This window comes from Stappia sp. ABD4_338 (assembly GCF_056312175.1).
In genome coordinates this window covers 580,428-594,086 of record NZ_CM149982.1, presented here as the reverse complement: position 1 = coordinate 594,086, position 13,659 = coordinate 580,428, and the positions used below count along the sequence as shown (strand labels likewise).

Annotated in this window: 12 protein-coding genes; 10 read left to right on the top strand and 2 right to left on the bottom strand. The window is 66.4% G+C overall.

Annotated features, from left to right (window positions below):
* Positions 1–7 precede the first annotated feature (7 nt).
* The 7 genes from yidC (at position 8) to ACYX4S_RS02630 (ending at position 8,670) form a co-directional block, all read left to right on the top strand.
* Positions 8–1,828, top strand: coding sequence for a membrane protein insertase YidC (gene yidC, locus ACYX4S_RS02660; RefSeq protein WP_476361789.1), 1,821 nt, complete (start codon positions 8–10; stop codon positions 1,826–1,828).
* Positions 1,829–2,182: 354 nt separating this feature from the next.
* Positions 2,183–2,869 carry a CatB-related O-acetyltransferase gene (locus tag ACYX4S_RS02655; protein ID WP_476361788.1) on the top strand — a complete coding sequence of 229 codons (687 nt, stop codon included), beginning with the start codon at positions 2,183–2,185 and terminating at the stop codon, positions 2,867–2,869.
* A gap of 94 nt (positions 2,870–2,963) precedes the next feature.
* Positions 2,964–3,620 carry a ribosome biogenesis GTP-binding protein YihA/YsxC gene (gene yihA, locus ACYX4S_RS02650; protein ID WP_293723996.1) on the top strand — a complete coding sequence of 219 codons (657 nt, stop codon included), beginning with the start codon at positions 2,964–2,966 and terminating at the stop codon, positions 3,618–3,620.
* A gap of 216 nt (positions 3,621–3,836) precedes the next feature.
* On the top strand, positions 3,837–5,993 hold the full coding sequence (locus ACYX4S_RS02645; RefSeq protein WP_476361787.1) for a putative bifunctional diguanylate cyclase/phosphodiesterase: 2,157 nt from the start codon (positions 3,837–3,839) through the stop codon (positions 5,991–5,993).
* A gap of 139 nt (positions 5,994–6,132) precedes the next feature.
* Entirely contained in the window at positions 6,133–7,020 is an 888-nt protein-coding gene (gene argB, locus ACYX4S_RS02640; RefSeq protein WP_293723992.1) for an acetylglutamate kinase, read from the top strand.
* Positions 7,017–7,775, top strand: a complete 759-nt coding sequence (locus ACYX4S_RS02635; RefSeq protein ID WP_476361786.1) for a pyrimidine 5'-nucleotidase — start codon at positions 7,017–7,019, stop codon at positions 7,773–7,775. The genes argB and ACYX4S_RS02635 overlap by 4 nt, the downstream gene beginning before the upstream one ends.
* A gap of 10 nt (positions 7,776–7,785) precedes the next feature.
* Complete coding sequence (locus tag ACYX4S_RS02630) at positions 7,786–8,670, top strand: DUF817 domain-containing protein (RefSeq protein ID WP_476361785.1); 885 nt, start codon at positions 7,786–7,788, stop codon at positions 8,668–8,670.
* Here the strand turns inward: ACYX4S_RS02630 and ACYX4S_RS02625 are convergent.
* Positions 8,645–9,574 carry a LysR family transcriptional regulator gene (locus ACYX4S_RS02625; protein ID WP_476361784.1) on the bottom strand — a complete coding sequence of 310 codons (930 nt, stop codon included), beginning with the start codon at positions 9,572–9,574 and terminating at the stop codon, positions 8,645–8,647. The genes ACYX4S_RS02630 and ACYX4S_RS02625 overlap by 26 nt on opposite strands.
* 135 nt (positions 9,575–9,709) lie before the next feature.
* Between ACYX4S_RS02625 and ACYX4S_RS02620 the strand changes: the two genes are divergently transcribed.
* From ACYX4S_RS02620 to ACYX4S_RS02610, 3 genes are all read left to right on the top strand, one after another.
* Positions 9,710–10,813, top strand: coding sequence for an alkene reductase (locus ACYX4S_RS02620; RefSeq protein ID WP_476361783.1), 1,104 nt, complete (start codon positions 9,710–9,712; stop codon positions 10,811–10,813).
* Positions 10,814–10,897: 84 nt separating this feature from the next.
* Positions 10,898–11,908 (top strand): zinc-binding alcohol dehydrogenase family protein, encoded by a 1,011-nt coding sequence (locus tag ACYX4S_RS02615; RefSeq protein ID WP_476361782.1) that lies wholly within the window; start codon positions 10,898–10,900, stop codon positions 11,906–11,908.
* Positions 11,909–12,045: 137 nt separating this feature from the next.
* The gene (locus ACYX4S_RS02610) at positions 12,046–12,561 is read left to right on the top strand and encodes an alkylphosphonate utilization protein (RefSeq protein ID WP_476361781.1); all 516 of its coding nucleotides are present in this window, start codon (positions 12,046–12,048) and stop codon (positions 12,559–12,561) included.
* A gap of 35 nt (positions 12,562–12,596) precedes the next feature.
* On the opposite strand, the gene ACYX4S_RS02605 is transcribed toward ACYX4S_RS02610, so the two are convergent.
* Positions 12,597–13,502 (bottom strand): DMT family transporter, encoded by a 906-nt coding sequence (locus ACYX4S_RS02605; RefSeq protein WP_476361780.1) that lies wholly within the window; start codon positions 13,500–13,502, stop codon positions 12,597–12,599.
* Positions 13,503–13,659: the final 157 nt, after the last annotated feature.

Below are 13,659 nucleotides of genomic sequence, written 5' to 3'. Positions count from 1 at the left end.
GCCGACTATGGCTGACAACCGCAACACGATCCTGGCAATCGTCCTGTCCCTGATCGTCCTGCTCGGATGGCAGTATTTTGTCGCCCAGCCCCAGATCGAGCGACAGCGCGAGGCCGCCCAGTCGCAGCAGGCCGAGCAGGCTCAGTCCGGCACCGCCGATGGCGAGACCCATGCCACGCCCGCCCCGGGCGGCAGCGCGACGACGAACGCCAGCGTGCCCGGCAGCGCCGGCCAGGCGGCAACGCTCGACCGCGCGGCGGCACTTGCGGAAAGCCCGCGCGTGCCCATCGAGACGCCGAGCATTTCCGGCTCGATTAATCTCGTAGGTGGCCGCATCGACGACATCCGGCTGAAGAAGTTCCGCGAAACCGTCGAGGACGACAGCCCGACCATCGTGCTGTTCTCGCCGCGCCAGGCGCCCGACGCCTATTATGCCGACTTCGGCTACGCGACCGCCCAGGGCGCGAAGATCGCCGTGCCCGGCCCCACCACGACCTGGAACGTCCCCGAGGGCGCGCGCCTGACCCAGGACACCCCGGTCACGCTGAGCTGGGACAATGGCAACGGCCTGACCTTCGAGCGCGTGATAACGGTCGACGCCAACTACATGTTCTCCATCGACCAGCGGGTGACGAACGCGACCGGCGAGCCGGTCGAGCTCTATCCCTACGGCCTGATCGACCGCTTCGGCACCCCGAAGACCGCCGGCTTCTACATCCTTCACGAGGGACTCATCGGCGTGCTTGGCGAGGAGGGCCTGCGTGAGGTCGACTATTCCGACCTCAAGGACGACGGTCCGCAGCGCCTCGGCTCGACCACCGGCGGCTGGCTCGGCATCACCGACAAGTACTGGGCCTCGACGCTCATTCCCGAAGGCGAAACCGCGTTCGAGCCGGAGTTCGCCTATGCGGCCGGCACCGACAGCTACCGCGCAAGCTATCTCGGCGACGCCCTGACCATCGCGCCGGGCGAGACGAACGGCACCAAGACGCATCTCTTCGCGGGCGCCAAGGAGACCAAGCTCCTCAACGCCTATCGCGACGACCTGTCGATCAAGCAGTTCGACCTCCTCATCGACTGGGGCTGGTTCTACTTCCTCACCAAGCCGATGTTCTTCCTCATCGACTGGCTCTATCACCTCGTCGGAAACTTCGGCGTGGCGATCCTGGTCGTGACGGTCATGATCAAGCTCCTCTTCTTCCCGCTCGCCAACAAGTCCTACGTCTCCATGAGCAAGATGAAGCTCGTGCAGCCGCAGATGACCGAGATTCGCGAGCGCTATGCCGACGACCGGCAGAAGCAGCAGCAGGCGATGATGGAGCTGTACAAGAAGGAAAAGATCAATCCGCTGGCGGGCTGTCTGCCGGTGGTGATCCAGATCCCGGTCTTCTTCTCGCTGTACAAGGTCCTGTTCGTCACCATCGAGATGCGGCACGCGCCCTTCTTCGGCTGGATCCAGGATCTCTCCGCCCCGGACCCGACCTCGATCTTCAACCTGTTCGGCCTGATCCCCTGGGATCCGCCGCACCTGCTGATGCTCGGCGTCTGGCCGCTCATCATGGGCATCACGATGTTCGTCCAGATGAAGATGAACCCGGCCCCGCCGGATCCGACCCAGCAGATGATCTTCACCTGGATGCCGGTGCTCTTCACCTTCATGCTGGCCTCCTTCCCGGCCGGTCTGGTGATCTACTGGGCCTGGAACAACTCCCTGTCGATCACCCAGCAGGCGGTGATCATGCGCCGCCAGGGCGTGAAGATCGAACTCTGGGACAATCTCAAGGGCACGTTCTCGCGACGAAAGCCCGCGGACGACAAGGCCAACTGAGGCCTGTCCTCCAGTGTGACCCGAAAGCCCCGCGTCCTCCGGCGCGGGGCTTTTTTTGTGGTCCTGTCCAGGCCGCGCGGGTTGCGGCACGCGCAAGGGCTCACCATTATTCTAGCTATCCGGCACGAGGCGGACGCATTTGCCCGCACATGCCCGCTCAGGCGGAGGACCCTGCCAATGAACAAGCAGCACTGAGGGCGGACCGAACGGTCACGACAAGGGCACGGAGACCTCCCGACGGGAGCCGTACCATCGTCATGTTGTGAGGCCCGTCCCGCGCGCCGCCGCCAGCAAGCAGGCGGGCTGCGCGAACGACCCGCCAGACCTCACACGCCTTTCCGGATGCCGCGAGCGATGCGGACCGCGCCGGAACGGCGTCCCTCCCGCTGCCAGGACCTCCTCATGCACGGACCATCACCCGAGACACGCCACCCGATGGGCGGCGCCACGCACACGGTTTTCCTGAAGACCGTCATCACGCGCCCGACCATCGAGGTGGGCGACTTCACCTATTACAACGACCCCGACCACGCGGCGGAGTTCGAGGACCGCAACGTCCTCTATCACTACGATTTCATCGGCGACCGGCTGGTGATCGGGCGCTTCTGCGCCCTTGCGACCGGCGTGCGCTTCATCATGAACGGCGCGAACCACGACATGACCGGGTTGTCGACCTACCCCTTCAACATCTTCGCCAATGGCTGGGAGGACGGGTTCGACCCCGCCGGGATCCTTTCCGGATTGCGCGGGGACACGAAGGTGGGCAACGACGTGTGGATCGGCCGTGACGCGACGATCCTGCCCGGCGTCACCATCGGCGACGGCGCCATCGTCGGCGCCATGAGCGTGGTTGCCGGCGACGTTCCCCCTTACGCGGTGGTGGCTGGCAACCCGGCGCGGGTTGTGCGATACCGCTTCGATGAGGTGACGATCGCGACGTTGCTGGAAACGGCCTGGTGGACCTGGCCTGCGGACCGCATCACGCGCAATCTCGACGCCATCCGCGGTGCGGATCCCGAGGCACTCCGCCAGGCCCCTTGAGGCACGACGGTCCGCGCCTCGTGGTTCGGACCGTCACAATCACACAAGAGCATGCCGCGCCGGGCTGCCCGGGCGGCACAGGCACCGGGCCACGATGAGCGACGCCGAAAACCCTTTTGCCCCCACCGAAGAGGCCCTGGAAGCCGGCCGGCTATTGTTCCGCCGTCCCTGGACGTTCCAGACCAGCGTCGCGACGCTCGACCAGCTTCCGCAGGCCGAGCGGGTCGAGGTGGCCTTCGCGGGCCGCTCGAACGTCGGGAAGTCCAGCTTGATCAACGCCCTGACCGGCGTGAAGGGACTGGCACGGACATCGAACACCCCCGGCCGCACCCAGATGCTCAACTTCTTTCACGCACCCGACAGTCCGGTGACACTGGTCGACATGCCCGGATACGGCTACGCCCAGGCGCCCAAGTCGCTGGTCGATGCGTGGACCGACCTCGTCTTCACCTTCCTTCAGGGCCGCGCGCGCCTGCGGCGCGTCTTCATGCTGATCGACAGCCGTCACGGCATTAAGGATGTCGACCTGAAGACGATGGATCTTCTCGACCGGGCGGCGGTCAATTACCAGATCGTCCTGACCAAGATCGACAAGATCAAGCCGGGCGCCGTCGAACGCGTCGCGGAGGAATCGCTGGCGCGGATTTCCAAGCGCCCGGCCGCATACCCCTCGCTGATCAGGACGTCATCGGACAAGATGGCGGGAATTGCGGACCTCCGCGCGGAGATTCATACGCTTGCCTCCTGGTAGGCAAGGCTTGACGACCGCCGCTTTCGAGGTGTGAATTTGCTGGCAGGCAGGTCGGGTTGGCAACTCGACTTCCCTCACGACTCTGCACATTTTAACGTAGCGTAAATTTACATATGTAATTTATATGTTTTGGAAGGGGTGGACATGGTCGAGCACAACGGAGGTGCGCCCGGTTCAGGCGGCAATGGCCGACCGAGGACCGGGCAGAGCCGGGACATGGTGGCCGGTTTGCCGCTGGCCGACGGGCGCGGGGATGTATCGCTCCAGCGTATCGTCGAGATCGCGGCGCGGGTCACGGGAACCCGAAAGTCGTTCATCACGCTTGCCGAGGGCGAGATCCTGCATGTGGCGGCGGCGGTCGGCTCGGACGTGCGCCAGACCGAAACCGCAAAGTCGGTTTGCGGCGTCGCCTATTGCGGCAAGATCCCCCTCATCGTGCCGGACCTGAGCAAGGACCCCCGCTTCGCGCATTACCCCTACGTCCTGCCCGAGGATGGCAACCGCTTCTATGCCGGCTTTCCGATTCGCTCGGGCCGTGGAACGGCTCTCGGTACGCTGTGCGTGATCGACCCGGCCGTACGCCCGGAGGGGCTCACATCCGACCAGCACGCCGTCATGGAGGCCCTGACGGCCTTGTGCGTGCGCGTGTTCGAAGGCATGAAGCGCGACGCGCGGCTCAGCGACTATCTCGACATCGCCTCCGACTGGATCTGGGAACAGGACACGGCCTACCGGTTCACGTTCCTGTCCGGTTCGGACGACGGCGCGCGTGCGCGCTTTCACGACCTGCTGGGCAAGACCCGCTGGGATTCCGTCATCGGAAACGGCGAGAGCGAGGCCTTCTGGGCCCGGCACAAGGCCGATCTCGACGAACGCAAGTCATTCCGCGACCTGCGCTTTCGCTGGCATGACGGGGATGTCGAGCGCGTGCACTCGATCAGCGGGCGCCCCGTCTTCGGACAGTCCGGCGTTTTCCTTGGCTATCGCGGGTCCGCGCGCGACGTGACGGCCGAGGAAGTGGTGCGGCGCCAGATCGAGGCCCTCGCCCATCGGGATCCGCTCACCGGCCTCGCCAACCGGCGCCGGTTCGAGCAGCGCGTGGCCGACACCTTCCGCGACTGGCAGGAGACCGGGCGCAGCGCCACGGTGTTCGTCCTCGACGTGGACAACTTCAAGCTCGTCAACGACACACACGGCCATTCTTGCGGCGATGAACTCCTGATCGAGATCGCCCGCCGCCTCAAGGCCTGCGTCGGCGAAAACGCTTCCGTCGCCCGCCTCGGCGGTGACGAATTCGCCATCCTGGAGCCGAACCTCGCGCGCGACGGCGCGATCCCCGAATATGCGGCCGCGATCGCCCAGGCCGTCGGCGCGCCCTTCGAGGCGGGCCCCGAGATCGTGGAGTGCGGCTGCAGCATCGGTGTCGCCGTGCTGCCCGACCACGGCGCCTCGTTCGGCCAGATCATGGGCAACGCCGACCTTGCGCTCTACCAGTCGAAGAGCCTCGGCCGGGCGCGCTTCACCATCTTCGACATGCAGATGCGCCGCGACGCGGACACCCGCAACACACTGACCCGTGAGCTCGGCGAGGCCATCGACGCGCATCAGTTCCAGCTCGTCTACCAGCCCGTGGTGCGCATCGACGACGAGGCCATCGTCGGCGCGGAGGTGCTGCTGCGGTGGAACCACCCCGAACGCGGCACGCTGCCTCCGGGCGCCTTCCTGCCCGTTCTCGACGGCAGCCGGCACGCGCTCGACGTCGGCTACTGGGTGCTGGAGGAGGCCTGCCGGCGCACGCAAGGCTGGCGCGGCGCGAACGGCAAGGGATTCCGCCTGTCCGTCAATCTCTTCGCCGCGCAACTGCGCGATCCGCGCCTCGTCAACCGGGTGCGCACGATCCTGGAACGCACCGGCTTCGACGGTCGCGACCTCGAACTGGAGATCACCGAGGACATCCTGCTCACCCCGAGCCGGGACCTTGCCGCCGTGATCCGCGAGCTCAAGATGATGGGCATCGCCATCGTGCTCGACGATTTCGGAACCGGCTACGGCTCCCTCACCCATCTGCTGCAGTTCTCCATCGACCGGCTCAAGGTCGACCGCGCCTTCGTTCGCGGACTCGGCGAGAGCCACGACCACAACAAGGTCACGCAAGCGGTGGTGAAGCTGGCCGTCGACCTCGGCCTGAAGGTGACGGCGGAGGGAATCGAAACCGACGAGCAGAAGCACTTCCTCGCCCGTATCGGCTGCGACGACCTGCAGGGCTTCCACTTCTCCAGGCCGGTTCCGGTGGAGCAGATGGAGGATCTTCTGGCCCGCTCCCATGCCCGCATCTCCGGCGAAACCCGCGACATGCGCGCCGGCGTTGCGTGAGGCGGCCACATCGCGCCCGCAATTGAGCGATACCCGGAAAGCCGTTATAGAGCGGCAGGGGCGCGCTCACGCGGAGTCGTCCTCCTGCCCGCCGTGACAGCGGCCTGACTGCCGCCCGCATCCGAAGGTGCCCGCCGACATGACAGATACCGCCGCCCTCAACCCGGCCCAGGTGATTTCCAAGGCCCTGCCGCACATGCTGCGCTACGACGATCAGGTCGTCGTCGTGAAATACGGCGGACACGCCATGGGAGACGCCGAGCTCGGCCACGCGTTCGCCCGCGACATCACGCTCCTGCGCCTCGCCGGCGTGCTCCCCGTCGTGGTCCACGGCGGCGGACCGCAGATCGGCTCCATGCTCGACCGACTCGGCATCCGCAGCGAGTTCCGCAACGGCCTGCGCGTCACCGACCGGGCCACGGTGGAAGTCGTCGAGATGGTGCTGGCCGGTTCGATCAACAAGGAAGTGGTGCATCTCATCAATTCCGAGGGCGGCAAGGCCATCGGCCTTTGCGGCAAGGACGGAAACCTGGTCAAGGCCGAGAAGCTGCAGCGCAAGGTGCGTGACCCCGATTCGCAGATCGAGAAGGTTCTCGACCTCGGCTTCGTCGGCGCGCCGCGCACCGTGGACCCGACCGTGCTGCGCCTGGTGATGAAGGAAGAGATCATCCCCGTCGTCGCGCCGGTCGCTCCCGGCGAGGACGGCGAGACCTACAACATCAACGCCGACACCTTCGCCGGAGCCATTGCCGGTTCGCTGGACGCCAAGCGGCTGCTGTTCCTCACGGATGTTCCCGGCGTGCTCGACGCCGACAAGAAGCTCATCAAGGAACTGACCGTCAGCCAGGCGCGCGAGCTGATCGCCGATGGCACGATCTCGGGCGGCATGATCCCCAAGGTGGAAACCTGCATCGAGGCCATCGAGCGGGGCGTGGAGGGTGTCGTCATCCTGGACGGCAAGGTGCCGCACGCGGTGCTGCTGGAGCTGTTCACCGACCACGGCGCGGGAACGCTCATCCGTCCATGACCGCACACGAGGAAGACGGCGAGAAACGCGCCCGCGCCCACCGGCACGACCTGCGCGCCTTCGCGGGCGTCGAGGCGTGGGTGTTCGATCTCGACAACACGCTCTATCCGGCGAGCGCCGACCTGTTCTCGCAGATCGATGCCCGCATCGCGGACTATGTCTCGCGCGCCCTCGACCTGTCGCGGGAAGAGGCGCACCTGCGCCAGAAGGCATTCTATCACGAGTACGGAACGACCCTGCGCGGGCTGATGATCGAGCATGAGATCGAGCCCGACGCGTTTCTCGAGTTCGTGCATGACATCGACTATTCGCCGGTCGAGCCGAACCCGGAGCTTGGTCACCTGATCGGGCGACTGCCCGGGCGCAAGTTCATCTTCACCAACGGCGACCGGCCGCATGCGGAACGAACCGCCGCGCGGCTCGGCATCTCCGAGCATTTCGACGATATCTTCGACATCGTGGCGGCCGGGCTCCTGCCCAAGCCGAATCTCGAGACCTACAATCTCTTCCTGGAGCGCACGGGCGTGGCACCGGCACGCGCGGCCATGTTCGAGGACCTGTCGCGCAATCTCGACGCGCCGCACCGGCTCGGGATGCGCACCGTGCTTCTCGTGCCGGATGGCGCGCGGCCCGTCTTCAGCGGCGCCTGGGAACTGGAGGGACAGGCGGCGCCGCACGTGGACTTCGTGACGGACGACCTCACCGGTTTCCTGCGTGCCGTGCACGGGGCGCTCGGTTCGGCTCCCGGTCGCTGAGGCAAGATCCATGGGTCTGGACCTCGTGCGCCGTCTGGGCCGCCCCGCCAACGCCGCCTCGCGCACGGAGAAGATGCTCCACCGGGTGCTGCCGCTCGTCTACCGGCGGCTTGGAAAGGGCGTGTTCGCACGCGCCGCGACCGAGTTTCTCGCCTTCGGCATCAAGCAGGCCTACGCCTGCATCTTCGGCGCGCTGCTGCTGGCACTGATCCTGGCGACCCGCTTTCTCTATCCCGACGACGCGTCCCTCACCCGCTACGACTTCCTGTTCCTCGCCGCACTGGCGATCCAGGTCTGGCTGCTGGCGGCACGCTACGAAACCCTGGACGAGGCCAAGGTCATCCTGATCTTCCACGTCGTGGGAACGGCGATGGAGGTGTTCAAGACTGCGGCGGGCTCGTGGATCTATCCGGAGGAAAGCTTCTTCCGCATCGGCGGCGTGCCGCTTTTCTCGGGCTTCATGTACGCCGCGGTCGGCAGCTATCTGGCCCGCATCTCGCGCATTCTCGATTTCGGCTACACCAACTATCCGCCGCTGTGGACCACCTGGCTCTTCGCGCTGGCGATCTACGTCAACTTCTTCACCCATCACTACACGGTCGACATCCGGCTCGGCCTGTTCGCGGTGCTCTTCGTGCTCTACGGGCGGACCTGGGTGCATTATTCCGCCTACCGCTACCGCCAGCGCATGCCGCTGGTGCTCGGGTTTTTCCTGGTCGCGCTCTTTATCTGGTTCGCCGAGAACCTCGGCACCTTCGCCCGTGCCTGGCGCTATCCCGACCAGGCCAACGGCTGGACATTCGTCTCGCTCGCCAAGCTCAATGCCTGGGTGCTTCTGATGATCATATCCTTCGTGCTCGTGACGCTGGTCAACCGTCCAAGGCGCGAGGACTGAGGTCCCGACAGGCGGCTCCCTCGCTCCCGAGTTCCGCCACCAGATGATCGATCAGCATCCGCACCCGGCGCGGGCGGGTCATTCCCGGCGGATAGACGATCTGCAATGCCGTGCAGCCTGCGGAAAAGCCGCCGAGAAGCTCCACCAGACGCCCCTCGGCAAGGTCTTCGGCAACATCGCGGACCGATTTCAGGGCGATCCCGCGTCCCTCGCGACACCACCGCCTGACGATGCCGCCGTCATTGGCGATCCGCCGCCCGCTCACGGTCACGTTGCGGATCTCGCCATCGACGAGAAACGACCACTGGCGGTCGAGGTTGCCGCCAAAGCGCATCAGCAGGCAATCGTGGCCGGCAAGATCGTCCGGATGCGCGGGCGCGCCATGCCGCTCCACATAGGAGGGCGCGGCGACGACCACCCGGCGGTTCTCGCCGAGCGGACGCGCCTTCAGGCTGCTGTCGGCAAGAACCCCGTGACGCACGGCGAGATCGAAGCCCCGCCCGACCAGATCGACATAGCCGTCGGTCAGGTCCAGATCGACGGTCACCTCGGGATGCGCCTCCAGGAAAAGATCGAGCGCCGGCACGATGATCTGACGCCCAAGATCCTCGGGCGCCGTCACACGGATGACGCCCGAAAGACGGTCGGCGCCCAGGCGGATACGCCCGTCGAGATCCTCCGCGGCCGCCAGAAGCCGGCGGGCGCCATCCACCAGCGTCGCCCCTTCCTCCGTCAGCCGCAGGCTGCGCGTGGTGCGCACCAGCAGGCTCACTCCATAGTGACGTTCCAGCGCCGCGAGCCGCTCCGAGACGCTCGCGGGCGACAGCCCGAGATCGCGGCCGCCGGCCGCAAGACCGCCGCGTTCAACGATCCGCAGGAAGAGGGCCAGGTTGTCGAGCAGCATTATTCGCCTTTCTCGAATTATGATTTCGAGATCCTGCCGATTTTCCGAAGGAGCCGCAACACCTAGATCGGGATCAACGCGGGCGGCCACGGTGGCCGCCCCTCCCCCAGGCGGACACACCGGAGATCGAATCCGATGACCACATCCCTTTTCGAACCCGTCACGCTCGGCCCCCTCGAGCTGGCCAATCGCATCGCCATGGCTCCCATGACCCGGGCACGCAGCACGCAGCCCGGCAACGTGCCCAACGAGATGATGGCGACCTACTATGCCCAGCGCGCCACGGCCGGCCTCATCGTTTCGGAGGCAACGCAGATCTCGCCCCAGGGGCAGGGCTATTCCTATACGCCCGGTCTCCATTCCGATGAACAGGTTGCCGGCTGGCGCAAGACGACGACGGCGGTACACGCGGCCGGCGGACGCATCTTCGCCCAGCTCTGGCACGTGGGCCGCATGAGCCATCCGGTCTTTCACGGCGGCGAGCTGCCGGTGGCACCCTCGGCCATTTCCCCGCAGGCGCAGGTCTGGGTCGCGGACCCCGAAACCGGAACGGGCGGCACGGTCGACAGCCCGGTTCCGCGCGCGCTCGAGACAGGCGAGATCCCCGGCATCGTCGCCGACTACGCCCGGGCGGCGGAAAACGCCATCGCCGCCGGATTTGACGGCGTGGAAATCCACGGTGCCAACGGCTACCTGATCGACCAGTTCCTGCGCTCGAGTTCCAACACCCGCGACGACCGCTACGGCGGCTCGCAGGAAAACCGCCTGCGCTTCCTGCAGGAGGTGGTCGAGGCGGTCGCGGGAGCCGTGGGAGCCGAACGCACCGGGCTGCGGCTCTCGCCGGTCATCACGCAGCGGGGCATGCATGACCCGCAGATCCTCGACACCGTGGTGAAGGCGGGCCGGCGCATCGACGCGCTCGGTCTCGCGTATCTGCACCTTGCCGAGGCCGACTGGGACGACGCGCCGGAGACACCGGAGGACTTCCGCAAGGCGCTGCGCGCTGCCTACTCCGGACGCATCATCGTCGCCGGACGCTACGACCTGTCCCGCGCCGAAGCGATCCTTGCGGCGGAATACGCGGACATCGTCGCCTTCGGGCGTCCGTTCATCGCCAATCCCGACCTTCCCCGCCGGCTGCGGGAGAACCTGCCGCTCGCCGACCTCGATCCGGCGACACTGTTCGGCGGCGACGAAGCAGGGTATTCGACCTACCCCGCCTTCGAGACCGCCGCCTGACCGGTCTTGTCACGACCGGGCGGACGATCCACCGTCCGCCCTGTCCACCCATCCCTTCCCTTTTCACGACATGGAGACCTGGCGATGAAAGCCGTTGGACTGACTCGATATCTGCCAATCGACGATCCACGATCCCTGGAGGATTTCGACCTGCCGAAGCCGGCCCCCGAAGGACGCGACATTCTCGTCGCGGTCCAGGCCGTGGCGGTCAACCCGGTCGATACCAAGCAGCGCGCCCCGAAGGACGCGGTGGAGGACACTCCGCGCGTGCTCGGCTATGACGCAAGCGGCATCGTCGAGGCTGTCGGGCCTGACGTCGCCCTTTTCAAGCCGGGCGACGAGGTCTTCTACGCCGGCGACGTGACCCGGCCGGGCACGAACCAGGAATTCCACCTCGTCGACGAGCGCATTGTCGGCCCAAAGCCGAAGAGCCTTTCCTTCGCCGAGGCCGCCGCGCTGCCTCTCACCGCGATCACGGCCTATGAATCCTTCTTCGACAGGCTGGGGCTCGACCGGGACGGCGCAAATCGTGGCCGCTCGATCCTGATCGTGGGAGGCGCCGGCGGTGTCGGCTCCATCGGCATCCAGCTTGCCAAGCGTGCGGGTCTTGTCGTGATCACCACCGCCTCGCGTCCCGAGACGGAGGCATGGGTGCGCGAACTCGGGGCCGACCATGTGGTCAACCACCGGGAACCGATGGTGCCCCAGGTCCGCGCGCTCGGCTTCGAGCACGTGGATCACGTTGCGATCTTCAACGACATGGCGCACTGGGAGGAAGCGGTCGAGCTCGTCCGCCCGCAGGGCTCCATCGTCACCATCGACCAGACACACCTGCCCATGCCCATGGAACAGATGAAGCTGAAGGCCGCGAGCCTGCATTGGGAGCTGATGTTCGCGCGCGCCATGTTCCAGACACCGGACATGATCGAGCAGCATCGGCTTCTGGCGTTCATCGCCGGGGAGGTCGACGCGGGACGTCTGCGCACGACGGTCTCGGAGACACTCTCCCCGATCAATGCCGAGACGCTGCGCGAGGCGCACAGGCGGATCGAGACGGGAACCGCACGCGGCAAGATCGTCGTCGAGGGTTTCTGAACAGCCAGCACCGGACTTGGTGTATTCCCGCATGGACAGGACCCGGGCGGGGGGCGTATGCCACACGGGCACCCGCCCTCCCCCGGGCTTTCCGCCCGGGCCCGCCATAAAAGCCCAAGAGCCAGTCCGGAGCCTTCATGACCCAGTGCGCCCTGTGTTCCTCCTCCGATGCAACCGCTTTCGAGGTCGCCCCCCGCGATGTGAGCGTGCCCGTTTGCGACACCTGCCGCGAGGGACTTGAGAACGGCCCGCAGGACGCGCCGCACTGGCAGTGCCTGAACGAGGCCATCTGGAGCACGGAGCCGGCGGTGCAGGTTCTCGCGTGGCGGCTGCTCAAGGGGCTTTCCGAGGCCCCCTGGGCACGCGACGTGCTCGACATCGCCTATCTCGACGAGGACACGCTGAGCTGGGCGGAAGCCGGCCTCGAAACGGGCGACAAGGTCGTTCACGTGGACAGCAACGGAACCGTTCTGGCCTCCGGCGACACGGTGACCCTCATCAAGGACCTCCCCGTCAAGGGCGCCGGCTTCACCGCCAAGCGCGGCACGGCCGTGCGCAAGATCTCGCTGGTGGAAGACAACCCCCGCCACCTGGAAGGCAAGGTCGAGGGCCAGCGGATCGTCATTCTCTGCGAGTTCGTGAAAAAGGCCTGAACCGGCGGTCGGTGCTGCCGTTTCAGGCTGCCCGTTCAGGTGCCAAGAAGCAGCAGCACGATGCCACCCGCGATCAGCGCCGTGCCGATCAGTTCGGCCGGATGCAGGGTCTCGCGGAAGATCCGCCAGGAAACGATGAAGGTGAAGATCAGCTCGATCTGGCCGAGCGCGCGCACATAGGCCACCTTCTCCAGCGTCATCGCGGTGAACCAGCCGGCCGATCCGGCGACACCAACCAGCCCCACCCACACCGCGCCGCGCCAGTTGACCGCACTGGCGCGGAGCTGGTCCGGCTCGCGCCACGCCATCCAGACGATCATGGCAATGGTCTGGAAGGTCGTGACGAAGGCGAGCGTGAAGGCCGCCTGCATCAGGAAACCCGGCCCGCCCAGCGACAGCGACGCGGCGCGGTAGCAGACGGCCGACAGGCCGAACATCGCCGCCGAGGCGAGACCGATCTGCGCGGGGCGCCCGGCAAGCGCGGTGACGAGGGATCCGAACCCGACCGGCTTGCCCGCGAGCGAGACGAAAATCACGCCGACCACGCCAACGGCAATCGCCAGCCCCGCGAGCGGCGTCACCGTCTCGCCGAGCAGCACAAGACCGAAGATCGCCGCCTGGACGGGCTCGGTCTTGGAGTAGGCCGTGCCGGCAACGAAGTTTCTCAGCGAGAAGAGATAGACGAGCAGGAAGGTCGCCAGGATCTGCGCGATGCCGCCGACCATGCCATAGAAAGCAAAGGGCACGTTGGGCTCGGGCAGCGGATGGCCGCCGAGCCAGTGCAATCCGGCCAGATAGACCAGCGCGAAGGGAACGCCATAGCCGAAGCGCACGAAGGTCGCGCCCGTCGTGCCGAGCCGTCCGGCGAGATGACGCTGGAGGGCGGAGCGGGCGTTCTGGCAGAAGGCGGCGAAAATGGTGACGGGAATCCAAAGGTCCATCCGTCTGCAATACCCCAACACCCGGGAAACCGACAGGATTTCTTGTCGGGGATCGCATTTGCGGCGGCGCGGTCATCGCCTTACGGATCGCCCGCGCCTTCCCGCGCTTGACACCGGATTGAGGGGCGGCTTAGGTCGCGCCTGATTTTTCACGTTG

What these genes read in the sequence shown, in the direction of transcription:
- yidC (WP_476361789.1), top strand. Translation starts at nt 8, where the DNA reads ATGGCTGACAACCGCAACACGATCCTGGCAATCGTCCTGTCCCTGATC.
- ACYX4S_RS02655 (WP_476361788.1), top strand. Translation starts at nt 2,183, where the DNA reads ATGCGGACCGCGCCGGAACGGCGTCCCTCCCGCTGCCAGGACCTCCTC.
- yihA (WP_293723996.1), top strand. Translation starts at nt 2,964, where the DNA reads ATGAGCGACGCCGAAAACCCTTTTGCCCCCACCGAAGAGGCCCTGGAA.
- ACYX4S_RS02645 (WP_476361787.1), top strand. Translation starts at nt 3,837, where the DNA reads ATGGTGGCCGGTTTGCCGCTGGCCGACGGGCGCGGGGATGTATCGCTC.
- argB (WP_293723992.1), top strand. Translation starts at nt 6,133, where the DNA reads ATGACAGATACCGCCGCCCTCAACCCGGCCCAGGTGATTTCCAAGGCC.
- ACYX4S_RS02635 (WP_476361786.1), top strand. Translation starts at nt 7,017, where the DNA reads ATGACCGCACACGAGGAAGACGGCGAGAAACGCGCCCGCGCCCACCGG.
- ACYX4S_RS02630 (WP_476361785.1), top strand. Translation starts at nt 7,786, where the DNA reads ATGGGTCTGGACCTCGTGCGCCGTCTGGGCCGCCCCGCCAACGCCGCC.
- ACYX4S_RS02625 (WP_476361784.1), bottom strand. Translation starts at nt 9,574, where the DNA reads ATGCTGCTCGACAACCTGGCCCTCTTCCTGCGGATCGTTGAACGCGGC.
- ACYX4S_RS02620 (WP_476361783.1), top strand. Translation starts at nt 9,710, where the DNA reads ATGACCACATCCCTTTTCGAACCCGTCACGCTCGGCCCCCTCGAGCTG.
- ACYX4S_RS02615 (WP_476361782.1), top strand. Translation starts at nt 10,898, where the DNA reads ATGAAAGCCGTTGGACTGACTCGATATCTGCCAATCGACGATCCACGA.
- ACYX4S_RS02610 (WP_476361781.1), top strand. Translation starts at nt 12,046, where the DNA reads ATGACCCAGTGCGCCCTGTGTTCCTCCTCCGATGCAACCGCTTTCGAG.
- ACYX4S_RS02605 (WP_476361780.1), bottom strand. Translation starts at nt 13,502, where the DNA reads ATGGACCTTTGGATTCCCGTCACCATTTTCGCCGCCTTCTGCCAGAAC.